This is a genomic window from Hydrotalea lipotrueae (assembly GCF_019249625.1).
GTDB lineage: Bacteria > Bacteroidota > Bacteroidia > Chitinophagales > Chitinophagaceae > Hydrotalea > Hydrotalea flava.
This window is the reverse complement of record NZ_JAESDL010000010.1, coordinates 55253-79412: the sequence shown is the minus strand read 5'-3', so window position 1 is coordinate 79412 and position 24160 is coordinate 55253. Positions and strand designations below refer to the sequence as shown.

Annotated in this window: 25 protein-coding genes; 12 read left to right on the top strand and 13 right to left on the bottom strand. The window is 37.6% G+C overall.

Annotated features, from left to right (window positions below; all coding sequences use genetic code 11):
• The first annotated feature begins 113 nt into the window (after positions 1-113).
• The 4 genes from JK139_RS07865 to JK139_RS07850 all read left to right on the top strand — a co-directional run bounded on the left by JK139_RS07865 (position 114) and on the right by JK139_RS07850 (position 4299).
• Positions 114-1328, top strand: coding sequence for an aspartyl protease family protein (locus tag JK139_RS07865; protein WP_218330979.1), 1215 nt, complete (start codon positions 114-116; stop codon positions 1326-1328).
• A 93-nt stretch (positions 1329-1421) separates the two neighbouring features.
• Positions 1422-2663, top strand: coding sequence for a M16 family metallopeptidase (locus JK139_RS07860; protein ID WP_218330978.1), 1242 nt, complete (start codon positions 1422-1424; stop codon positions 2661-2663).
• Positions 2660-3940 carry a M16 family metallopeptidase gene (locus JK139_RS07855; protein WP_218330977.1) on the top strand — a complete coding sequence of 427 codons (1281 nt, stop codon included), beginning with the start codon at positions 2660-2662 and terminating at the stop codon, positions 3938-3940. The genes JK139_RS07860 and JK139_RS07855 overlap by 4 nt, the downstream gene beginning before the upstream one ends.
• Positions 3941-3951: 11 nt before the next feature.
• A complete protein-coding gene (locus JK139_RS07850) occupies positions 3952-4299 on the top strand; it encodes a phage holin family protein (RefSeq protein ID WP_074421137.1) in 348 nt (115 codons plus the stop codon).
• 76 nt (positions 4300-4375) lie between these two features.
• Here JK139_RS07850 and mutY read toward each other — a convergent pair whose 3' ends face one another.
• Positions 4376-5440, bottom strand: a complete 1065-nt coding sequence (mutY, locus tag JK139_RS07845; RefSeq protein ID WP_218330976.1) for an A/G-specific adenine glycosylase — start codon at positions 5438-5440, stop codon at positions 4376-4378.
• A gap of 215 nt (positions 5441-5655) precedes the next feature.
• Between mutY and JK139_RS07840 the strand changes: the two genes are divergently transcribed.
• The 4 genes from JK139_RS07840 to JK139_RS07825 all read left to right on the top strand — a co-directional run bounded on the left by JK139_RS07840 (position 5656) and on the right by JK139_RS07825 (position 10091).
• Positions 5656-5946 carry an HU family DNA-binding protein gene (locus JK139_RS07840; RefSeq protein ID WP_074421138.1) on the top strand — a complete coding sequence of 97 codons (291 nt, stop codon included), beginning with the start codon at positions 5656-5658 and terminating at the stop codon, positions 5944-5946.
• Between the two features lie 20 nt (positions 5947-5966).
• Positions 5967-6815, top strand: coding sequence for a tetratricopeptide repeat protein (locus JK139_RS07835; protein WP_288096665.1), 849 nt, complete (start codon positions 5967-5969; stop codon positions 6813-6815).
• Between the two features lie 312 nt (positions 6816-7127).
• On the top strand, positions 7128-8702 hold the full coding sequence (locus JK139_RS07830; protein ID WP_228733165.1) for an Rne/Rng family ribonuclease: 1575 nt from the start codon (positions 7128-7130) through the stop codon (positions 8700-8702).
• Positions 8703-8936: 234 nt separating this feature from the next.
• The gene (locus JK139_RS07825) at positions 8937-10091 is read left to right on the top strand and encodes an acyltransferase family protein (RefSeq protein ID WP_218330975.1); all 1155 of its coding nucleotides are present in this window, start codon (positions 8937-8939) and stop codon (positions 10089-10091) included.
• Between the two features lie 450 nt (positions 10092-10541).
• Here JK139_RS07825 and JK139_RS07820 read toward each other — a convergent pair whose 3' ends face one another.
• The 9 genes from JK139_RS07820 to JK139_RS07780 all read right to left on the bottom strand — a co-directional run bounded on the left by JK139_RS07820 (position 10542) and on the right by JK139_RS07780 (position 16576).
• Positions 10542-11192 carry a hypothetical protein gene (locus JK139_RS07820; protein ID WP_218330974.1) on the bottom strand — a complete coding sequence of 217 codons (651 nt, stop codon included), beginning with the start codon at positions 11190-11192 and terminating at the stop codon, positions 10542-10544.
• 168 nt (positions 11193-11360) lie between these two features.
• On the bottom strand, positions 11361-11864 hold the full coding sequence (locus JK139_RS07815; protein WP_218330973.1) for a hypothetical protein: 504 nt from the start codon (positions 11862-11864) through the stop codon (positions 11361-11363).
• Positions 11865-12182: 318 nt separating this feature from the next.
• Positions 12183-12548 carry a hypothetical protein gene (locus JK139_RS07810; protein ID WP_218330972.1) on the bottom strand — a complete coding sequence of 122 codons (366 nt, stop codon included), beginning with the start codon at positions 12546-12548 and terminating at the stop codon, positions 12183-12185.
• A 219-nt stretch (positions 12549-12767) separates the two neighbouring features.
• Positions 12768-13037, bottom strand: coding sequence for a C40 family peptidase (locus JK139_RS07805; protein WP_218330971.1), 270 nt, complete (start codon positions 13035-13037; stop codon positions 12768-12770).
• Positions 13038-13335: 298 nt separating this feature from the next.
• Positions 13336-13791, bottom strand: a complete 456-nt coding sequence (locus JK139_RS07800) for a hypothetical protein (protein ID WP_218330970.1) — start codon at positions 13789-13791, stop codon at positions 13336-13338.
• A gap of 139 nt (positions 13792-13930) precedes the next feature.
• Positions 13931-14299: a hypothetical protein gene (locus JK139_RS07795; protein ID WP_218330969.1), complete on the bottom strand. Its 369-nt coding sequence runs from the start codon at positions 14297-14299 to the stop codon at positions 13931-13933.
• A 179-nt stretch (positions 14300-14478) separates the two neighbouring features.
• Positions 14479-14673 (bottom strand): hypothetical protein, encoded by a 195-nt coding sequence (locus JK139_RS07790; protein ID WP_218330968.1) that lies wholly within the window; start codon positions 14671-14673, stop codon positions 14479-14481.
• 15 nt (positions 14674-14688) lie between these two features.
• On the bottom strand, positions 14689-15279 hold the full coding sequence (locus JK139_RS07785; RefSeq protein WP_218330967.1) for an MjaI family restriction endonuclease: 591 nt from the start codon (positions 15277-15279) through the stop codon (positions 14689-14691).
• The gene (locus JK139_RS07780) at positions 15254-16576 is read right to left on the bottom strand and encodes a DNA methyltransferase (protein ID WP_218330966.1); all 1323 of its coding nucleotides are present in this window, start codon (positions 16574-16576) and stop codon (positions 15254-15256) included. The genes JK139_RS07785 and JK139_RS07780 overlap by 26 nt, the downstream gene beginning before the upstream one ends.
• Before the next feature lie 292 nt (positions 16577-16868).
• Here JK139_RS07780 and JK139_RS07775 point away from each other — a divergent pair, with 292 nt between their 5' ends.
• The 4 genes from JK139_RS07775 to JK139_RS07760 all read left to right on the top strand — a co-directional run bounded on the left by JK139_RS07775 (position 16869) and on the right by JK139_RS07760 (position 21747).
• Positions 16869-18818 carry a M1 family metallopeptidase gene (locus JK139_RS07775; protein WP_218330965.1) on the top strand — a complete coding sequence of 650 codons (1950 nt, stop codon included), beginning with the start codon at positions 16869-16871 and terminating at the stop codon, positions 18816-18818.
• Between the two features lie 253 nt (positions 18819-19071).
• Positions 19072-19653 (top strand): Crp/Fnr family transcriptional regulator, encoded by a 582-nt coding sequence (locus JK139_RS07770; RefSeq protein ID WP_218330964.1) that lies wholly within the window; start codon positions 19072-19074, stop codon positions 19651-19653.
• Positions 19654-19847: 194 nt separating this feature from the next.
• The gene (locus JK139_RS07765; RefSeq protein WP_218330963.1) at positions 19848-20432 is read left to right on the top strand and encodes a YceI family protein; all 585 of its coding nucleotides are present in this window, start codon (positions 19848-19850) and stop codon (positions 20430-20432) included.
• A 619-nt stretch (positions 20433-21051) separates the two neighbouring features.
• Complete coding sequence (locus tag JK139_RS07760) at positions 21052-21747, top strand: GDSL-type esterase/lipase family protein (protein ID WP_074420780.1); 696 nt, start codon at positions 21052-21054, stop codon at positions 21745-21747.
• Positions 21748-21895: 148 nt separating this feature from the next.
• Here the strand turns inward: JK139_RS07760 and JK139_RS07755 are convergent, their stop codons facing one another.
• From JK139_RS07755 to sqr, 3 genes are read right to left on the bottom strand one after another with little or no spacing between them, the layout of a single operon-like run.
• Positions 21896-22378, bottom strand: coding sequence for a DsrE/DsrF/DrsH-like family protein (locus JK139_RS07755; protein ID WP_074420779.1), 483 nt, complete (start codon positions 22376-22378; stop codon positions 21896-21898).
• A 19-nt stretch (positions 22379-22397) separates the two neighbouring features.
• On the bottom strand, positions 22398-22706 hold the full coding sequence (locus tag JK139_RS07750) for a TusE/DsrC/DsvC family sulfur relay protein (protein ID WP_074420778.1): 309 nt from the start codon (positions 22704-22706) through the stop codon (positions 22398-22400).
• Positions 22707-22732: 26 nt separating this feature from the next.
• Positions 22733-23968 (bottom strand): type III sulfide quinone reductase, selenoprotein subtype, encoded by a 1236-nt coding sequence (gene sqr / locus JK139_RS07745; RefSeq protein ID WP_074420777.1) that lies wholly within the window; start codon positions 23966-23968, stop codon positions 22733-22735.
• Between the last annotated feature and the right edge of the window lie 192 nt (positions 23969-24160).

Below are 24160 nucleotides of genomic sequence, written 5' to 3'. Positions count from 1 at the left end.
AATTCATCACACCTTTCATGTTTTTGTATAAACTAAACTTGTGTAAATTATAAATCTTGCTTATATTGAATAAAATTACCCATACATGCTAAAATTTGAATGGGAATCATTGCATGAAATCAATCCTTGTATTTTGTATCAGTTTATTCAGTATTTCATTAATTGAGGCACAGTCGGTACAAGCTACTAAAACCTTTGCCCAATTGCTCCCAAAACCCATAGCCGGTTTTCAATTTATACAATTAAGCGGAGGCATCATTATTTTAAAAGCGGCTTTGGATGATATACCCGATTCACTCAATTTTATTTTAGATACCGGCAGTGGCGGCATATCGCTCGATTCGGCCACGGTAGATGAATTTCATTTGGAAAGGGTGCACACCGACCGCACCATTCGCGGAATTGCCGGCATTAAAACGGTTGATTTTACTTACCATCATCGCCTTTCATTTCCGGGGTTTAACTTAGATAGCCTCGATTTCCACATCAATAATTACGATTTGTTAACCAGCGTTTATGGCGTAAAAATTGATGGCATTATCGGCTATACTTTTTTTAGCAGGTATGTAGTAAGTATTGATTATGATACCCATACAATTGGGGTGTATCCGCCGGGTCCATTTAAATATCCAAAGGGGAGTGGCGGATATATTTTGCATCCCCGGTTTAGTACATTGGTATACCAGCCGGCTATCATTACCGATGCCCGTAAAGTACTGAGCCGTTTTATTTTTGATACCGGAGCCGGGCTGTATTTTTTAATATCTGATCGTTTTTTGCAGGATAGCAATTTGCTGAAAACCAAACGTAAATTATATCCCACACAAGCCGAGGGTTTGGGCGGAAAAAAGGAAATGCAGTTAACCGTTACAGAAAAAATTAAGATTGGCCCCTATCTGTTCAGAAGGGTGCCTTTACTAATATTTAGAGATGATTACAATATTACCAGTTATCCCTTTTTGGGTGGTATTCTGGGTAATGATTTGATGCGCCGGTTTAATGCAATTTTCAATTATTCTGAAAGAAGTATTTATATTGTTCCCAACCAGCATTACCTCGATCCTTTCGATTATTCTTATACCGGACTGGGTATTTATTGGGTAAATGGTGCCGTAAAAGTAGTGGATGTAATGCCCGGCTCGCCCGGCGACAGGGCAGGCTTTTTACCCGATGATATCATTCTTGCCATGAACAATGTGTTCACTCAAAATATTCAAACCTTTAAAAATATACTGCAAAATGCAGGCTCAAGAATAAAAGTAATTGTGCAACGTAAAGGCCGACTCGAAACTTTAGATTTGAAAATTGTGAATATTCTGCGCCGATAAATCCTGTTTTATCAATTTTTAAATCTGCTGATCCAAAACAGGTGTGCTAACTCTCCTTTTTTGTTGCTATTTTGCACCCTTCACTGAACGATTATGATTGAATTTAACCGATTTGTTTTAGAGAATGGATTAAGGGTACTGGTACATGAAGATACAGCTACACCCATGGCTGTTGTGAATGTGATGTATGATGTGGGTGCCAGAGATGAAAACCCAGCTAAAACAGGCTTTGCCCATTTGTTTGAGCATTTAATGTTTGGCGGCAGCAAACATATTCCCGATTATGATGAGCCCCTGCAAAGAGCCGGAGGCGAAAACAATGCCTATACCACCGACGATTTAACCAACTACTATTGCCAGTTGCCGGCCGAAAATATTGAAACCGCCTTTTGGTTAGAGAGCGACCGGATGTTAAGTTTAGCCTTCAGCAAAAAAAGCTTAGAAGTGCAACGGAAAGTAGTGTGTGAAGAGTTTAAAGAACACTATATCAACAAGCCTTATGGCGATATGTGGCATAAAATGCGGGCATTGGCTTATCAGGTGCATCCATACCAGTGGTTAACCATTGGTAAAGAACTGAGCCATATTGAACAGGTGCAGTTAGAAGAAGTAAAAGCATTTTTCTTCAAACATTATCGCCCCGTTAATGCCATATTGGTAGTAGCAGGCAATGTAAAAACCAACAATATCCGCCGTTTGGCCGAAAAATGGTTTGGCGATATACCCATGGCTCAAAAATATGTACGCCATTTACCTGCCGAGCCTTTGCAAACGGCTGCCAGAACAATGGAAGTAACTGCAGATGTGCCTCTGGATGCGTTGATGAAAACCTGGCACATGGATGGACGCTTACAGAAAGGCTACTACGTTGCCGACCTGATTACAGAAATTTTAGGTGGTGGCAGCTCTTCTCGTTTATACCAGGCATTGGTAAAAGAACAGCAATTGTTTTCTGATATTCAATGTTATCAGTTGGGTAGTATTGATCCGGGATTGTTAACCATACAGGGCAAATTGGTAAAAGGGGTTGCCATGCAACAAGCCGAAGCTGCCGTGAATGCGGTAGTACAGCAATTGGTACAAGATCCGGTATCTGAAACTGAATTAATGAAAATTAAAAATCGAACAGAAAGTGTGATTGTGTTTGAAGATATGGCCCTCATGAACCGCGCCAACAGCCTGGCTTATTATGAACTGCTGGGCGATGCCAATCTGATTAACCATGAACTGAACCGTTATCATGCCGTTACTATAGAAGATATCAGGCAAGGTGCACAAACTATTTTTAAACCGGAAAATGTAAATACCCTTTATTATTACAGCAAAGCATTATGATGAACAGAACCCAACAACCGGCCATTACTGAACCTATACACCTGCATTTACATTTACAGCCTGTCAGGCATTTTACACTCGATAACGGTGTACCCGTTTATGCAGTGGAAGCTGGTGCTCAGGAAGTAGTACAGTTAGAATTGGTTTTCCATGCAGGCAACTGGTACGAGCAAAAAAATATACAGGCAGCTACCACTAATTTCTTATTAAAAAATGGCACCCGCACCAAAAATGCATTTGAACTGAATGAACATTTTGAAATGTATGGCGCTTATCTGAACCGGGGCTGCTACCACGAAAGGGCTTCCCTTAGTTTGCACAGTTTAACCAAATACCTACCACAGTTATTGCCTGCTATGTCAGAAATTTTAAGTGAGTCGGTTTTTCCGGAAGAAGAACTGAACATTTACCGGCAAAATCAAAAACAACGTCTGGCGGTGAATTTGAAGAAGGCAGATTTTGTGGCCAATCGTATGATAGATGCATATTTGTTTGGCGAACAACATCCTTATGGCAAATATAGTAATCCGGCTGATTATGATGCATTAACACGTGAAGATCTCTTGCAGTTTTATGCGCAATATTATTTGAAAGGCAACTGTACCATTTTTATTGCCGGTAAATTACCGGCCAATGTTGAACAGTTGCTCAACCAGTTTTTTGGTCAACTGCCATTGAATGGTACTGCATTGGCGAAGCCTGATTTTTCAATTACACCTTCGGCTCAGAAAAAGTATTCTGTAATGAATGATGCCAATGGAGTGCAGGCTGCCATTCGTTTGGCAAGGCCTTTCCCCAATCGCCATCATCCCGATTTTTTGAAAGCGCAACTGCTGAATGCATTGTTTGGCGGATTTTTTGGATCGAGATTGATGAGCAATATCCGCGAAGACAAAGGCTATACCTACGGCATCCACTCTTATATACAGGCACATCAGCAACAAAGTGCATGGATGGTAACTACCGAAGCAGGAAGAGATGTTAGCCGCGCTACCATTGAAGAAACCTATAAAGAAATGCTGGACCTGCAAAAAGAACCTGTAACGGCAGAAGAATTGAGCCTTATTAAAAATTTTATGATTGGAACCCTGCTGGGTGATGTGGATGGGCCTTTTCATATTATAGAACGTTGGAAAAGCTATATTCTGAATGAGATGCCGGCCGATTATTTTTATACCAGCATTCAAACCATAAAAGATACTACCGGTGAGGAGCTGCAGGTACTGGCAAAAAAATACCTGAATCCGGATGATTTTTACGAACTTGAGGTGATATAAATTAAAATTGTATGGTGTCATTCCTCTCCAAAGTATTATTCACAGCGGTAGCCATACTGCTGGCCACATTCATTTTGAATGGCGTGCATGTGAACAGCACTACTACGGCCATACTGGTGGCGGCTGTGCTGGGTTTATTGAACACATTTGTAAAACCTATCTTAGTGCTGTTAACCATTCCATTCACCATCCTTACACTGGGTTTATTTCTGTTGGTTATTAATGTAATAATTATTAAATGGACCTCGGCGCTGGTGCCTGGCTTCCGGGTAGATGGCTGGTGGCCTGCCCTTTGGTTCAGTATCATTGTATCGCTCGTATCTTCTTTTATTGAAGGGTTGGTACATGCTCAGAAATAAAAATGTTTTATAAAATTTTATGGGTTCAGCAATTATCTGTAATACATAACGATTATGGATTGGTGTACTTCATGTATTACCATATTCCTGCATTTTTCATTAACTGGTGTATAAATTTCGGAAAAGGTTTTTCTGCCAATTGTGCCAATGCTATGGTTTCATATTGTTGCAAGGCAGGCAGTGCTTTTTTGAATTGAACATGTATCAATCTTCCTGAAATTTGCTGGTGTGTAAGCTGCTGTGTTTCCTTGCCTGAAACCTGCAGTAAAGTATAATCCTTCACCCCCCATTGTTCGTGTAACCATTGCTGCACCTGCTTTTCCGTCCATTCTATTTCTTCTTCACTTTCAACCAAAAACAGTTCATACAAATTTTCCCATATATCTTTCCTGGTTCTTTTGTGTATCCATACCTTTCCATTCTGTTCTAATAAAAAATAATAAAACCTGCGTTTTTTCTTCAGTAATATTTTTTCTTTCACGGGTAATTGGTAAACGGTACCTTCATGATGTGCTTTACAGATGGGCTGCAACGGGCAGGATCTGCAAAGTGGCAGTATGGGTTTGCATACCGTAGCGCCTAAATCCATAATAGCCTGATTAAATAAATCCGGGTGTTGCTTGCACAATACTTCCTGTGCCAGTTGTGTAAATACCTTTTTTCCTTTTGTACTATCGGTAGGGGTATCAATGCCAAATACACGTGCCAACACACGAAAAACATTACCATCTACCACGGCATAAGGCAGTTGAAAGGCAAATGAAGCAATGGCTGCTGCTGTATAAGGCCCAATTCCCTTCATACCCAGCAGGGCAGTATAATCGGCAGGAAATTGTCCACCGTATTCTTGTAATACGAATCGTGCAGTACGCAATAAATTTTTGCAGCGGCTGTAATAGCCCAGTCCTTCCCATAATTTAAAAACAGCTTCATCTGTTGCATGGGCTAGATCGGGCAGGCCAGGGTACTGCTTTAAAAAGCGTTCATAATAAGCCCACCCTTGTTCTACACGGGTTTGTTGCAGTATAATTTCACTCAGCCATATTTTGTAGGGGTCTTTCTCCCCCTTCCAGGGCATGATGCGTTCATTGTGGTGCCGGTGCCAGTGCAAAAGCAAGGGTGTTAATTTTTGTTGCCGCATAGGGGGCAAAGTTGTAATAAAATTGGCACAATACATGAAACTGTTGAGCGGTTAAGGTATAATTCAATCAAAGAATATCTGGCACAATATTATGTAAATCATGCACTTATAAATAAATTTGCAGTCAGTCACTAATATGTATTATTTTTTTTATTTTCTTGTAATACACAAAATTTGTTCTAATTTTAAAAACTATTCAACTGAAAAGCTTTTTTATGAGAAAATCAGATCTCATTACCATCATTTCCGAAAAAACAGGTATACCAAAAGTGGATGTACTGGTAACGCTTGAAACTATGTTAGGCGAAATAAAAGGCAATCTGGCTGCCGGTCGTAACATTTATATCAGGGGTTTCGGCAGTTTTGTTACCAAAAAAAGGGCGGCTAAATTAGGCCGTAATATCAAGTACAATACCACGGTGCAAATACCCGAACATTTTGTTCCCGCCTTTAAGCCTGCAAAAGAATTTATGGAAGAAGTGCGGAACAAGCGCAAGTCGGAATAACTTTGCGCAAAATTGAAATAGTGAAAAGAAGTCAAATTTTACTGGTTGCCGGTGCCGTTGTGGTGGTAGTGTTGTTATTTGTATTTGGAAAAGTGAGTGCCCCCAAATCCTCCGGAGCCGCAGCGTCAATGGAGCAACAGACAGGTGCACCACCCGCAGTTCAGTTCAAAGATATTTTACAAAAAGCCCGCAAGCAGCTCAACCCCGAACAAAATCAAAGAATCATTGCTCTTGAAAATGCCATAACCCGTGGCGATGTAAAAGACCAGCAATTGCACGTTTACCACCAGTTGGCAAAGTTCTGGAAAGACTCTGCCCACGTTTTTGAACCCTATGCTTATTATACCGCACAGGCAGCTAAGTTGGAGAATTCGGAAAAAAGTCTCACATTTGCCGCCCAACTGTTTGTAGATAACCTGCTGACAGAGAATAATCCGGCTATGCAACACTGGCTGGCAGAAAATGCAAAAGATCTTTTAGATAGGGCACTTGTCATCAATCCCAACAACGATTCCAGTAAAATAGGGCTGGGGGCTTGTTATATGTTCGGCAATATTTCTGATAATCCCATGCAGGGTATCCTGCCGGTTCGTGAAATAGCGCAGAAAGACTCCAATAACCTCTATGCACAAATGGTATTGGGGTTAGGAGGTAAAAAAAGTGGTCAGTTAGACAAGGCAATTGAACGTTTTCAGTTCATTGTGCGGAAAGATCCGCATAATCTGGAAGCCATTTTTCAGTTAGCCGAAACCTATGATATGCAGGGCGATAAAGCCCATGCCATTCAGTGGTATGAAACTGCCAAACGAATGATTAACAATGATGCCATCAAAAAAGAAATTGATAAGCGTATCAATGAACTAAAATAAATTATTTAACTAAAAAAATCTGACAGCGTATGCCTTGTGGTAAGAAAAGAAAACGTCATAAAATTGCTACTCACAAACGTAAAAAACGTTTGAGAAAAAACCGTCATAAGAAAAAGAATAAATAATTTCTTAACAGGTTTTCATTTTATAGAGTAAAGGTCTCCGTATCCTTTATACAAGAGGCCTTACTTCTGTTTCACTGTAATGTATTTGCCGCTCTCCTTTCCGCTGCAACTTTACCTTTCCCACATTTAAGGGTAAATACATGAAGTGTACACTGCGTGCTCATGCTTATAAACGGGGTGCGTCATTATGTATATTAAAGTTGCCAAATTTGTGAACAAAGAACTGATTATTAGCGTTTCCCCCAGTGGGGTTGAGATTGCTTTACTGGAAGATAAAAAACTGGTAGAACTGCACAATGAAAAAGCAGATGCCAATTTTGCCGTGGGCGATTTGTATTTGGGAAAAGTAAAAAAACTGATTCCCGGATTGAATGCTGCATTTATTGATGTAGGATTTGAAAAGGATGCTTTTTTGCATTATACCGATTTATCGCCCTATGCCCGCTCTCTCCTGAAATTTACCCAAATGGCCATGCACGATAAGGGCGAAAAGCCATTCGATTTCAGCACCTTTAACATTGAACCCGAAATTGTAAAAACCGGTAAAATCAATGAAGTGCTCAATGGCAAACCCAATATTCTGGTGCAGATTTTAAAAGAGCCCATTGCAGCCAAAGGCCCACGCCTCAGTTGCGAATTAAGCCTACCCGGCCGGTTTGTAGTATTAACCCCCTTCAATGAAATTGTTGCTGTATCTAAAAAAATTCATTCGGCAGAAGAAAGAAAACGCCTGCATAAAATTGTAGAAGCCATTCGCCCCAAAAACTTTGGGGTTATTGTTCGTACTGCTGCTGAAGGTAAAAGTACTGCTGAACTGCATCAGGATTTAATTGCACTCAACGAAACCTGGAAGCAAATTCAACACAACCTGAAAGGTGCAGTGGCACCAGCTAAAATACTGAGCGAGCAGGATAAAACAACCAGCATGCTGCGCGATTTGCTGACAGTAGATTTTAACCGGGTGGTGATTAATGATAAAAATATTTACAACGATACTAAGGCCTATATTCAAAAAATTGCACCTGATAAGGCCGATATTGTTACCTATTACAATGGCCCCTTACCCATATTTGATCAATATGGGGTAACCAAACAGGTAAAAGGCTCTTTTGGTAAAACGGTGAACCTGCCCAGCGGTGCCTATTTAATTATTGAACATACCGAGGCCCTGCATGTAATTGATGTAAACAGTGGGTATAAAAGTGTTAGCAATAACCAGGAAGAGAATGCCCTGCAAACCAATTTGGAAGCAGCAGAAGAAATTGCGCGGCAGTTACGCTTACGCGATATTGGCGGCATTATTGTGATTGATTTTATTGATATGAAATTGCCCGATAACAAACGGAAATTGCAGGAAGCGATGGAGGCATACATGCAAACCGATCGGGCTAAACATGCCGTATTGCCTATTTCCAAATTCGGGTTAATGCAAATAACCCGCCAGCGGATGCGTCCGGAGGTAAACATCAATACTTCTGAAATTTGTCCGGCCTGTGGCGGCACTGGTATGGTAACGCCTTCTATATTGCTGGAAGATGAAATAGAAAAACGACTGCATTATCTGGTAACCCATGGTCATAAACAAATTGACTTATATGTGCATCCCATTGTATATGCATTCTTAACCAAAGGTTGGTTCAAGTCCATTGTAAAAAAATGGAAGAAAAAATTCAAAATTGCCCTGAAAGTCATGTCCAATAACAATTACAGTTTTATAGAATACCATTTTTTCGATGAAAATGAAGAAGAAATTAAATTCTAATCCATACAGAAAAGGCTATCATCGGGTAGCCTTTTTTTATTCCGGTATCCAATGAATGGTTGGAGAGTTTAAGCAATTTCCGACACGTTCATTTTTTTTGAGATAGCCTCTTTTTCTATCGTTAACGACTGCACGTTATAAGGGGGATGTTTGACGATTGCAGCATCCGGTTCTGTAAAATCCACTCTTTTTCATTTCTTTTACTTAATTTAACGCCTTGCCAAATACACTTCTATGCAACAACAGCGCTATTATTCCTTAGATGTGTTTCGCGGGGCTACCGTAGCACTCATGATTTTAGTGAATAACCCGGGCTCTTGGGAACATATTTATACCCCATTGGAACATGCACCCTGGCATGGCTGCACACCCACCGATCTGGTATTTCCTTTTTTCCTCTTTGCGGTGGGCAATGCTTTTTCTTTTGTAATGCCACGTTTTGAACAGAAGGGCAACAGCTATTTCCTGAAAAAAGTATTTAAGCGCTCCATCCTTATTTTTCTCATCGGCTTGTTCCTGAACTGGACCCCATTTGTGCAATGGAGCAATGGTCATATTGTATTCAAAGGTTTTGAGCATGTGCGTATTATGGGAGTTTTGCAACGCATTGCCCTCAGCTACTTTTTTGCAGCTCTGATTATTTATTATGCTAAGGCCCGTGGCGCTTTTGTGATTGGCTGTATTATTTTATTGTTGTATTGGGTATTCACCCTGCTGGCAGGTGAGCCTGGCGATCCTTATAGTCTGCAGGGCTTTTGGGGCACTTCATTCGATATTCATGTATTCGGACTGAACCATGTGTACAAAGGAGAGGGGGTGCCTTTCGATCCGGAGGGACTGTCGAGTACGCCCGGTGCTGTAGTGCAGGTAATTATTGGTTATTTAACCGGGCAATACATACAACAAAAGGGAAAAACCTATGATATGCTGGCAAACCTCTTGGTGCTGGCACTCGTATTAATGGCTGCCGGTTATGCATGGGATATGGTATTCCCCATCAATAAGAAAATATGGAGCAGTAGTTATGTGGTATACACCAGTGGACTGGCCATTGCTACTTTGGGCATCCTGATTTATGCCATTGAATTTAAGGAGGTACGTGGAGCCTGGAGCAGCTTTTTCGATGTGTTTGGTAAAAATCCTTTGTTCATTTTTGTGCTCAGTGGGTTCCTGCCCCGGGTATTGGGTTTGATCCGCATTCCCCATGGTATGAATGAAGAAGGATTGCTGGTATATCTTTCTCCTTTGGGATGGTTTTATGAACAGGTATGTAAACCCATCAGTACTGATGAACGCATTGGATCTTTACTCTATGCACTCATTTTAATTGCCTTCTACTGGCTGATTGTGTATGGCATGGATAAAAAGAAAATCTACATCAAGGTATAGCCATTAGTGTCTTGTATTTGGCTTATATATCAATAGCAAATGAGAAATTCATTCAAAATGAGATTTACAAAATCCAAACACATGCCCAATGCGTAATCATGTTTAATCATTATTGGTAGGCATCCCTCCAACCAACTGGAAAAGCATAGAAGCTGCTACTGTGTTTGTTGAGTTATGTGTGACACCCATCGATGAATTTTACGAAAATTAATGCCATATTTGGCACCCAATGGAAGATATCTGCAATCGCCTGTTAAGTACTCGGCTATAATAGCCTCTTGATTGAACTCTTTTTCTTGCATAATTTGTCCAAATTTAAGTAACAAATAATCGTCAAAACGACAACTCCATAATCAATAAACACCCAAATAATTTACTGGTTTCGTTCAACAGGCGGCTTCATTGTTGGCGCTGCGCACACAACGAAGCCTTAGTTGTTACCAGCAGTTTTTATCCATTATCAGTTCGAGCATATAAGTCAAGTTTTCTTGTATAAATTGGGAATTTCGATTCATATACATCGGTGTATTCAATTTTAATTGTTAATTGTCTAAGCACTCCACGCATTTCTTCTCTAAATTTTCTTTGTGTGTCTTTAAATGCGTCATTTTTTATCTCAATTACTTTGATAACTTTTCCAGCCTGCATTGGAATATCTCTGTCACGTGTTAGATAGTTTTGATAAGAAACTCCTTCTGGAAGGTCAGGCATCCAACTATAAACATTTTGTTTTTTCTCGTAGTCGTTTTTTTCAACAGTTATTTTTTTAATAATTGCAGAACCTACTCCTTCATTTACTAATTCGATTAAAATACAGTTTGAATAGTCAAATGGATTTACGTTTATTATTGGCTTTAATGAATTTTTATTGTGTTTCCTTGTTTGGAAAATTGTCACAATTGTCAAAATGAAGGATAGCACAGCAACAATCAGGGATGAAAATGCTATTTTATCAGCATTTGTCATTTCAGTTACATGTTGTTTTGTATTTAGTGTCAGGTCTGTTTTAACAGTTGTTTTAATTGGTAACTTACTGCTGTCAGCTTGTGCAAAAGACAAAATGCTTGATAATAAAAATATTAGTGTTAGTGTCCTTCTCATTTTTTCTTTTTGTCGTTTATGTGGTCGTCTAAAATTACTGCCAACGTTAACGCATTTGTGTTGTGGCGGAATTTGAAATTATATTGTTCAAATAAAATTACAAAAGTTGATTAAAGAATTGATGATGAGTTTTAGTTTGTCGTCCGCCGACATAAAGCAAATGCTTTGTTAGCGGTAATTTTTCTTTGGTCTTAATTTTTTATTAGTCACTTTTTTTTGTCTGTCATTTTCTGAAGATATAAGCAATTGCTTGTTTCTATATTCTTCTATGTATTTGATAAATTTTTTTTGCTGAGTTTCACTTTTTAAAAATCTCTGAAACTCTTTGTCATTAATTTCAATTATTAAAGGGTCATTAAGAATTGTCTTTAATATTTGTTTTAACTTGTCGTAAGAAAAATTTCCAATCAGTCCGCTTATTACCGCAAGTCCAACAAAAGAGAAAATGTTATGAAGTTCTTTTAGATAAAATGCTCTTTTGATATTTGAATTATGTCGTGACTCATACTCGCTTCTTTTTCGATACTGAAAACCAATACGAACAATGTTATGTGCTTTTTTTAAGTCACGATTATATTTTATGATAGAATAAGTTATTGAACAATCATTACAATGTAATTTTCTGTCAACTTTTGTGACATTTCTACTTAAACATTTAGTACATAAATACATGGTCATTAAATTACCGCTAACTCATAAATATACGAATCTTTACAAGTTACTTGTCGTCTGGTTAAAAAATATTGTTACCCTCATTATCAAAACGTTATAAAACTTTTGCGAAATACATATGCATTATTAAACGCTTTCGTAAAGCCAACTACCTGTTTTTTTCAAATATTTTTAAAACATTTATACACCATATTTGGTACCTAAACAGAGAAAACGGTAATTCAGAGTACTAAATAATTGGCAATGATAAACTATACTTTATTGTGCTTCTATTACATAGTTTTCCTAAATTTAAATGGAGGAAAATGATAACATGATTTAGGTCAAGACATTTTCCTGTTTATAAAGTAAATCCATTTTTTTAAAATATTTAAATGACAAATTAATAATATATAACATATCAGAAACATATCTTTTACAGCATAGTAAAGTATAATCTTTTTGCCAATTTGTTTCATTTGGTAATGATTCTAAACTAAATTTTATTCCTTCAATTAATAAATAATTTCTATAATGATTTAAATAATTTTCTAATTCTTTATTATTTATATCTTCAAAGTAAGTAAGTTTTAAAAATGATTCCATTTTGTTTGGCAATAAAGATTTAAAAAATATAATATTATATTCTATTTGCAAATTTTGGACTTCAAAATTTACTGATTCTAATTTTTCAAGTTTTGTCATAAATAATAAATTTTAAATTTATATAGTCATTAATAGTTATAATTATCTCAATAATTTGTATGAGTTTATTACCATTTCCTTTTACAGTCCGGTTACTAATATAAAATAATTTGTAAATAATAAAAAAATTATTTAAAAAAAAATCCTGGGTAGAAACCCGGGACGTAAAAAAAACATTAAAAATATATATAATTCTACAAATTAATAATTTAATTTTAACTATCCCTCATTTACTGATAATTTTTCACTGCTGGAAAGAAAATACTTTTTAACCGATGCCGGGGCAGCGGTATGGTAAAAATTACGTGCAGTGTACAGGCGGGCTTTGGCAATTTCAACAATACTGTAAGCATTACCCTGGTTGCTACCCATTACATGGTAGGTGTTTTCACTTTCGGCAATGTACATGCCTACATGGGCGCCGCCTTCGCGTTTAAAAATGAGTATATCGCCGAGCTGCGGGCAAATGCACATACACATTAATGCCACCGGATTGAAACAAATTAACCGTAACCATGCTGCTAAGTTGCAGCGAGGGCGGTGGCGGGAAAAGGACAAAGGGGAGAGGGCATTAAAAAACTATTTCCGGCAATTCTTCATATACTCTTTCCTCCTGCGGATGCAGAGCAGTTTTAAATTGCTTATCAATTGGCCAGGCTTCGAATTAGTATTCCATAAATCGGATATAAGCTTAAAAATGAGCAGAAATTAATTATTTTTCGTCTTTTTTACATTTGCAACACTCTTTGTTTAGTGTAGATTTATTTGCGAACAATTGATGAATCTTCTATACTTTTTCTTGATTTCTTAATTTATTATTATTTTTAATTGTAAAAAAAGCAATCATAACTATATAACCGAGGTGAAATGAAATTATTGATAAAATACCTTGATGTTGAGTCTCACTTAAGTTAAAGAAACTTAGAACAGATGGAACATAAAATGATATACCTACTACTGCGCAAGGAATTCCCATCAGCTTAAAAATCTTCGTTTCTTTTTCTTTTTCTGTTTCTTGTTTTTTCATGAAAAAAGCAGATAAATAATTAACAAAGAAATTTAATATGGAAACAGGTACTCCAATGCAAATTGATAGTATGATTCTTTCGATAAAATCATTTGTTTTGTAAATATCATTAGCAAATTGGAATATGTACCAATAAGGAGCTAAAAAAATACCAAAAATTATTAGTCCTATATTTGTTCCTTGATTAAATGAAAGGCTTTTAAAAAATTCAAACATTTTTAGTAATTGTTTAATTTAATGTTTTCTAAAGTATTCCTCTTTTTTACTGTATAATATTTAGATTTTACGGCAGTTGCTTTTGCCTTATGCGACCTGAAAATGTTTGTGAATGTTGAGCGTTGGCATTTCTGACTATTTATGCGTTCTCAATTATTTTTATTTCTTCTTCGGTCAAACCGTAAAGCTGGTAAACCAATTGGTCTATTTGTTTTTCTAAGTCTTTTGTGTCTGCTGAATTGTCCAGCAACTTTCTAGATAATATTCGATTAACAAGTGATGATAATATTTCTACATTTCCATCATCCATATAGGGAAATGGCAATTGCCTTAATCCCATTGGGCCACGCTGCCCACTTCTTAATTGAGGCGTTTTACCAACTTTAATTAAAACAATTTCTTTCTTAATAGCATAAAAGGAAATAACTCTTGAGTTCAATATTGCTAAATATGCCTTCAATAAATTAATATCATTTTCTTTGTGATATGCGGTAAATAAAGAGTCCATGCGGTTTTGCAGCCCTCATCCTTTCTCCAGTACTATTTTCCCTAAAAGAGTTAATTGGATATTTCGCTAAAATCAGAATGGAGAATTTCTTTGCAGATATCTAATACAATTATTCTCTCTGATTGTTGGCAATGAAAGCAGTCGTGGAAAATCTTTTCGTTTCTTAACACGAAGCAGTTCTAAGTAAGGAGAAAATTTATATGTACCTGCTTGTATTTTTTTCTTTCAATAATCTTTAATTCTTTTTCTTTATCCCTTTTGAAGTTGGTTGCCGACTTTTTATCAATGCCTTTTGATTTAACCTTGACTACTTTCTTATCAAAGCAGCTTTCAAGGTTAGCATAAGAAAACTGGTCGGCATATTTTTTCTTCATCAAAATTTGAAGCGATTAAATAATAGATTCGTCAAAAGTGATTTTAATTCCGTCTTTCAGTTTCTCATACAAGATAAACGGAACTTCAATCGTTTCGCTGAGTGATTTTTTCATTTCATAAGAAGTTGGTTTGATGCTTACAGGTTTTTCTCCAATCAATCCATCAATGCCTTGTGATTCTTCTTCTGGTGTAGCAAGCCGGTAAGTTTTGTTTAATTCAGAGGCAACGCTTTTTAAAATTGCTTCTTGAAATTTCAACCCGATGAAAGTTTTTAAAATCACTAAATCTTTTACCCACTTTTCAACCATTTCTTTGTCAATCTTTGTCATTACATCTTTGAAGTTCTCAACCATTTCAAAAACTTTTGTCGCTGCTTGCGACAACGCTTCAGGGTGTTTATTCAAATACCATTCTTCCCACTCCTTTAATTTGCTTCCAGGGAATTCCTGAATCAAATCACTCATTTGCCCTACAACAGATGGTCGTGTTCCCTGTGCGTTTTGATTTGCAAGATTTAAAATCTGTGTAGCGTATTTCGGAAAGTTGGTTGCTTCTGCATCAAGCAGTGAAAGGATTTCGTTATTTGAAATTTTTATTGTCTTCATTAATAAAATGTGCTTGATTGAATAATTGTTGAAATTTGTCTTTGTATTTAAACTCTGTTTTACTATCAACCTGAACCAACCCGTTTTTGATTAGGTGAGCATTAATGAAAGTTTTGTTTTCAAGATAGAGATAGCAAAGGAGATTATTCTCCTTATCGTGCTTCACTTCATCATAACGGATAAAAACTCTTTTGCCTTTTGTTTTTTCTTTCAAAAAATTTGTTGCGTCACCATTAATAATTGGGTCTTCCTTGATTCCGATAAGTTTTATCGTGAGGTCATTATTGAGACGAACTTTTTCTGGGCTGATAATTTCTTTTACTGTGTAAAATTCTTCTCGTTGAGTTGAGCTGTTTTTGTCAATTCGGCTTCCGAATTGTAATTTTTTTACATCAATTTTCTTATCAAGGGTGTGGGGGTCTTTGAAGATGTAAGGCAATTTTTGAATTTCTTTTTCAAAGTCAGTCTCAATCCCTTTTTGTTTAATGAAATTATATGTTGTTCCGCTCAAATCCTTTTGATGAGTTTCTAACTTTTCTTTAATGAAAGGAATAAATTCTGGATTGATTTCGTAACCAATTGAATTTCTGTCAAGATTTTTTGCAGCTAAAGCAGTAGTGCCACTACCAGCAAAGGGGTCAAGAACCGTTTCACCAACAAAAGAAAACATTTTGATTAAGCGTTTGGGCAATTCTTCGGGGAACATTGCGATGTGGTTATTTTGCCTTGCTCCAGCAAAATTCCAATGCCCTGCAAAGTAAGTGTTCCATTCTTCGGCGGTCATTTTAGAAAGTTCCTTTTGTTCTTTTGTTGGTTTGGGTGCGTCCCCCAATTTTTTGAAAACGAGAATAAACTCATAATCCAATTTCAAAATTCCGTTTCTCGGATATGGGTAAGAACCCATTTGAACACCACCGCCTGTTGTGTTGGATGTTGTAACTTTTTGCCAAATGATTGCTCCCATATAATCAAACCCAATGTTTTCGCAGAATTTGATTATCTCTTCACGAATCGGGATGACTTTATAGCGTCCATAATAAACAGCTCTAGCGAACTGGTCGCCAATATTTACACACAACCTGCACCCATTATGAAGAGTGCGGTAGCACTCTTTCCAAACCAAATTCAGATTGTTGATGTAGTTTTCATAACTGTCGTGAAACCCAATTTGATTATCTGTCCCGTAGTCTTTAAGTTGCCAATAGGGCGGCGAGGTAATAGCTAAATGAACTGAATTGTCTGGCAGTTCGGTCATTTGTCGGCTGTCGCCATTTACAATTTTATGATGAGTCTTCAATTGCTAAAATATTTGGGCAAATCTAAGTAAAAAGAGTCAGACCAATGAGCAGGGAAATGTCCACAAAAAGCTATGCCGAAAAAGACTGGCATTTGCATCGAACTTGTCGAACACCTGTCGAACAAATTCTCCCAAATCCCCATCATTCCTGCGTTTTTTTAAAAATACCTTAATTTTTATCTAAAACACAGACCAATCATCCATAATTTTTTTCAATACAACCCTGCCATGCTTATCTTAGATGCTCTTTTTTTAGCATACTGTATTATTCATTCACATTAAAAACAGGCACATGAAGAAATGGACATCTTTATTTGTATTACTAGCCATCATCACCGGCTCGTATGCACAAACTACCGGCAACTACAACCAACACGAGGCCTTTGCCCCTATGTTTTATCCAGCCTTCGGCGATAAAGTAAGAGCGGCAGATGGTACCCCCGGCCCGGAATACTGGCAAAACCGCGCCGATTATAACATCAATGCCAGCATCGATACCCTTGCACAAAGCATTAAAGGTGCTGTGCTCATTTCTTACACCAACAATAGCCCGCAAAACTTGTCGTTTTTATGGTTGCAATTAGATCAGAACATCTACAGCCTATCTTCACGTGGGGTAGCTACTACTGCGGTAAGCGGTGGTCGCTGGGCCAACCGCAATAATTTTAATGGTGGTTACAATATTGAATCGGTTGCAGTAATAACCGATGGTAAAACCGAAAAAGCCAACTACCTTATTAATGATACCCGTATGCAGATTAAACTGACCAAATTGTTGAAAGCACAAGGCGGAAAAATTCAGATAAAAATTAATTACAGCTTTAAAATTCCCGAATATGGTACCGACCGTATGGGTAGGCTCAATACCAAAAATGGCTGGATTTATGAAATAGCACAATGGTACCCCCGTATGTGTGTGTACGATAATGTATATGGATGGAATACATTGCCTTATTTAGGCCAGGGTGAGTTTTATTTGGAATATGGCAATATTGAATACCATGTTACTGTTCCTGGCAATTTCATTGTAGTAGGTTCGGGAGAGTTAATGAACCCACAGGAGGTGTTAACTACTGCTGAATTAAAACGCTGGAAAGAAGCGGCACAAAGTGATAAAACGGTTATGTTGCGTTCTGCTGCCGAAGTAACCGACCCGGTCAGCCGTCCGTTTAAGAAAATGCTTACCTGGAAGTTTAAATGCCTGAATACGCGTGATGTGGCCTGGGCTGCCTCCAGATCCTTTATTTGGGATGCTGCCCGCATTAACCTGCCCAGTGGCAAAAAATCGCTGGCCATGAGTGTATATCCGGTTGAAAGTAATGGCGATAGTAGCTGGAAACGCTCTACCGAATTTGTAAAAGGCGCTATTGAATATTATTCAAAATATTTATTTGAATTTACATACCCTACTGCTACCAACGTAGCCGGTATTGTGGGTGGAATGGAATATCCGGGCATAGTATTTTGTGGTTATCGTGCTACAGGCCCCAGTTTATGGAATGTTACCTCACATGAATTTGGTCACAACTGGTTCCCGATGATTGTAGGAAGTAATGAACGTAAATTTCCCTGGATGGATGAGGGCTTTAATACCTTCATCAATACTATGGCCGATGCGCATTTTAATAACGGCGAATTTTTAAATCACCGAATGGATAACCTTCACATGGCTGCCCGTTATGTGTTTAGAGATAGTACCGAAAGTATTTTTACTATTCCCGATGTGGTACAACCCCAAAACCTGGGTATTTATGCTTATTATAAACCGGGTATGGGTTTAAAATTGCTGCGCGAAGAAATTTTAGGCCCCGGCCGTTTTGATAGTGCCTTTAGTTATTATGTACACCAATGGGCATTTAAACATCCTACACCCTGGGATTTTTTCCATTGCATTGAAAACTATACCGGCGAAACTTTAGATTGGTTTTGGCGGGGTTGGTTTATGCATAGCTGGCGTATTGACCAGGCGGTGAAAGGCGTTGCATATAACGATAATAACCCCGCTGATGGCAGTATTATTACCATTGAAAATTTAGGTCAGTTGCCCATGCCGGTTACTGTGGCAATTACAGAAGCCAATGGTAAAACCGGTACCGTTCATTTGCCAGTTGAAATTTGGCAGCATGGTGCTACCTGGAAATTCAGATACCCATCTTCCGATAAAATTACCAAAGTGGTGATTGATCCGGAGTATAAAATACCCGATTTTAACAGCGCCAACAATACCTGGCAGGCAGAATAATGATTCCAAAATATTAGGTTCTAACATTCCGGATGGTTAGCATTGAATTGCACCACCCGGAATTTTTTTTAGATGAATGCAGCAGACTATTAATTGAATAATGCTTTAACAACAATATCCTCATTTGTTATCAAAAGTGATGCTTCATTTTGAAGTAATGGATTGAGTAGTTTTGTTAGATTGAATTAATTTGCAGATGGCAATCTTTGATTTCTTTTTTTGAAATCAGTACATCGTTGTATTAAACACTTTTATGAGCAATACCTTCATTCAGCACATCAACTCAAAAATAAAACTTACGGAAACAGAAGTAGATTTAATTCAAAAACACATAGTGCATAAAAAAATACGAAAAAAACACTATTTCTTGCAAGAAGGAGATATTTGTAAATACACTGCGTTTGTTGAAAAAGGTTTATTACGCTCCTACACTATTCATAATAATGGTAATGAACACATTGTACAATTTGCAATGGAAGGATGGTTTATTGCCGATTTATATAGTTATTTATCGGGTGAAACTGCGTTGTATAATATTGAAGCCATTGAAGATTCAGAACTGGTATTAATGTCTAAAGCCGCTAACGATTTGCTGCTGCAGCAATGCCCCAACTATCAAACTTTTATGCTGCAAGTAATTACGAATGCTTATGTAGCCTTACAAAAGCGTTTAAGTGCTATTCCGCATTTAACCGTAGATGAACGCTATCAACATTTATTGCAACAATACCCTACATTACCAAACAGAGTGCCACAACACATGATTGCTGCTTATTTGGGCATTACACCCGAAACATTAAGTAGGGTACGTAAGCGCTTACAACAGCCAAAATAAATTTGCCTGCATTGTTGCTTATCTTGATTCAAATCAACGTTTTTTATTGCTTTTTGTCATTGTACCCAAACTATGGTTGGGGTAGTTTTGCAGGGTTGTAATTGTAACAACTACTTTTATTTTTTTTGAAATACAAGTGTAGCTGTAACAATTCATTCTTATAAGCATATTCATAAAACCAAACCAATTAAACAATGAAAAAAATGTTCGTAGCAGCGTTGCTTTTATTACAATCGGCTGCCTTTGCTCAAACAACCTGGAAGAATGATAAAGCACATTCTAAACTCACTTTTACCGTTACCCATTTAATGGTATCGGATGTAGATGGATTATTGAAAAATTTTGATGTAACCATACAGGCTTCCAAACCCGATTTTAGTGATGCTGTATTTAGTTTAACTGCCGAGGCCGCATCTATTAATACTGAAGTAGAAATGCGTGATAACGACCTGAAAAGTCCCAACTTTTTTGATGTGGCTAAATTTCCTGTAATTACTTTTAAAAGTACCGCCATTCAACCTGTTGGCAATAACCATTATAAATTAACCGGCAACCTAACCATGCATGGTATCACTAATCCCGTTACCATGAATTTGGTGTATCGTGGTACCATTGTGAACCCTATGACAAAAAAAGACGATGCGGGTTTTAAACTTACCGGTACCATTAATCGTACCGATTTTAATATTGGTACCAAATACCCATCGGCAATGATTAGTGATGAGGTAACCATTAAGGCAGATGGCGAATTTGCAAAGCTCACAAAGAATGCACAGTAATTTAAACTACAAAATGGTTTGTAGCCACAAATGGACTCGCATAACCAATCACTTAATCACCAATTAATTCCGGTTGGTGCCCCCACCAACCGGTAGTTTAAATTTCAAAAGCTCACAAAGAATGCTTTGTAGTACACACCTCAAAATGATAAGTAGCCACAAATGACGCGGATAGACACGAATGAATATCACTAACACCCAAAGACCAACTACCTAAAGACCAGCCACCCATCTCTCTCTGCCCTTTGTGTAAAATCCACTGTGGGCTTTGTTGTTAAGAAAGTCAGGTGTAAATAATACGGGTAAACATGTGATAACGGCATTCCATTGCTGTGAATATCTAATACCCAACACCCAAAGACTAAAGAACTTCATAAACCAACAGAATCTTGAGTCCGGCTTATTTCAAAATATAAACTAAAAAAATATTTGTTTTCGTCTTTTCAGCGTTGTATATTCACACAGCGGTAATCGGAAATATACTCATTCATTATACTGCCCATTTTCCCTGATTTTATATTCAACACAACCATGCAATACATCAGCATTGCAGGTAACTGTTTGCATAATAGGCATTAGGGTAAATATATTCAGTTTAACCACTTAAAAACAACAACACATGAAAGCGCTGAGGTATTTTATATTTGGATGTATGCTATGGCCATTGGGAATGCAGGCACAAGTAACCAACCAGCATTTGTTTGATACTACGGGCTTTATACCCGAACATTATGCCGTTCGTATGGCTGCATTTGCAAAAGAGCCTATTGTAAAAGGCAAAATCATGTTTTTGGGTAATAGCATTACCGAAATGGGTAACTGGGAAATACTGTTAAATGATTCAACGGTGATTAACAGGGGTATTGGTGGCGATATTACTTATGGCGTTTTAAAGCGGTTAGAGGATGTAATTGCCCGCCAACCTTCAAAAGTGTTTTTACTAATTGGTATTAATGATATTGGGAAAGATATTCCCGATGCCGTTATTGCCGATAACATTGGTAAAATTGTGCGGCGCATACAAGCAGGAAGCCCGGATGCAAAAGTGTATGTGGAAAGTATTATGCCTGTAAATCCCGATGTAGTTAACTTTCCCCAGCATTATGATAAACAAAGCCATATTGTGCATACCAATCAACTCATTCAAAAAATGGCGGCACAATTAAAAGTACCTTTTATCAATATTCATGATTTGTTTACTGATGAAAAGGGAAGGCTCAATGCAAAATATACCGCCGATGGGTTGCACTTAACCGCTACCGGTGGGGGATATCAAAAATGGGTTGCTTATTTGAAAGATAAAGGGTATTTATAAACTTATACACTTTTACTTAGCAGGCTGCCTTAAGATGAGGTATTTGGAAATGGAAGAAAATAGGAAGTTGGCTTTTAGTTGCGATATAAAAAACTGACCGATTATAGAAATAATCGGTCAGTATCATTAAAGATTGCTTGCCAACTAGTTATACAAAAAGCATGTGGGTGCCTAAGCCGGAGCCTTGCTTGTAAAAATCGCCAACGGTAATAACGCCATCTAAATCATCGTACATGTCTTCTTTTTTGTAATGAAACATTTCCATGGCTAATTTACAAGCCCAAAGCTTAACGCCGGAGGCTTTTAGAATATCAAGAAATTCTAATACATCGGGCATATCAATTTTTTCCATTTCCTTTTTCATCATACTGGTGGCCAATGCTTCCACGCCGGGTAATCCGCCTAATAGGGTAGGCATGTGCAGGGCCGGGTTTCCAACAGTGGCAGTATGTAAATGTTCTAATTTGCCTTTGTGAATGGCTTCTAAACCAAAAAAAGTAAAAAACATTTCTGCTTCTATGCCTTCCATACGGGCACCATTGGCTAACACAAAGGCGGCATACACATTTTCAAGGGTGGCTTTAGAAAGTATAATCATCATCTTTCTTACTTCGCCATTAAACTCGTTCATATTTGTTCAATTTAAAGGGTTAAATACAACTAGCAGGTTTGGGTATACCGGCAATTTTGGTAGCAGCTTTTAAAGGGGCATTCGGAAATAGCTGGTAAAATTCCTTAATGTCTACTACACCGCTTTTGCCAATTTTACGAATGCTTAACGGACTATCATTTTTGTATTCATTCTGTAAATAGGTAATCACATCCCAATGCCTGGAGGTTAAAGTAATATTCAAATCTTTTGCAATGGCTTCTGCAACGGCGGGAGTCCATTGTGCAAAATTGGTTAAGTAACCTTCTTCGTTTACATCAACTGTTGTGTTGGCTAATTGTGTTTCCATTGTGTTTGTTTTTTATGGTGAATGAATTAATCAAAGTATTTGCCTGCTTCCTGCATAGTGGCAGAAACAAAAGGTATATGGGTTCCTTTCAGCAGCATGTTCCAGTAAATCCATCTGAAAGCTAATTTGCCCATGTGGTTCATTCTGCTTTCTTTTAAAAGTCTTAATGGTCCAACGCCGGGGAAGGGGAAGCTGCCTTCAACAGGTTCGTGGGTATAGTTAAAATCAATCAGCAATGCCTTGCCGTTACCGGTTTCAATAAAGCAGTTGGCATGCCCGTCAAATTCTTCTTTTAAAGGTTCTCCTTTCATATAGCGAAGAATATTTTCGGTGAGTATTTCTGCTTCAAAGTGGGCTACCGAACCTGCTTTGGATGCTGGTATGTTTGATGCATCGCCAATTACAAAAATATTTACATAATTTTTAGATTGCAGCGTAGTGCGGTTGGTGGGCACATAATTCAAATCATCCCCTAACCCTGAACGTGCCATTAATTCATCCCCTTTATTGGTGGGCACAGTCACCAGCAGGTCAAAGGGTACTTCCTTGCCGCTGTAATCAATTATTTTTTTGTTGGCATTGTCTACTTCCTGTATAGCAAAATCACTAACAATATCAATGTGTTTTTCCTGTAACAGGTGTTCTAAAGCTTCGGTACTTTTGGGTTTGGTAAAGGCACCACTCAATGGCGTAACAAAAGTAATTTGTACTTTATCACGCATGTTTTTATGTTTCAAATACGAGTCGGCCAGAAAAGCAAATTCTAAGGGTGCAACCGGGCATTTAATGGGCATTTCGGTAATGTGTACAACTAAACGGCCACCTTTCCAGTCTCTTAGTTTATTGCGCAAAGCCAATGCACCTTCAAAAGTGTAAAAGTCAAATACAGACTGATGCCATTCAGTACCTTTCATGCCCTCGGTTTCTTCCGGTGCAATTTTGGCACCGGTGGAAATAATTAAAATATCATAAGTAATAGTATCGCCATCGGTTAATGCTATGGTATTAGTGGTAGGTTCTATTTTTTCAATCCGTTTGTTGATGAAGTGTACACCTTTGGGAATAAATTCGGTGATGGATTTAATAATATCTTCCGGTGCATAAATATCAAAAGGTAAAAACAAATAGCCGGGCTGGTAATGGTGTTCTTTGCGTTCATCTATAATGATAATATCCCATTCGTCGTGCTTTAATTCATGTTTTAGGTGGTTGGCCATCATGGTACCTGCGGTGCCTGCGCCTAATATTACAATCTTTTTCATAACAATTTTTTAATGTGTTTACTGTTTCATTTGGTACTGTAAAAGTACATGGGGCATTTAGTGTATTATATGACGGTTGTTAGTTGCATTTATGATTAAAATCATATACTTTTAGCCAAGGAAAACGTGGTAGTGTAATAATTGTCACAATACATGCAATAGCTATTGGTAATTTTAAAATTTCTATAAAAC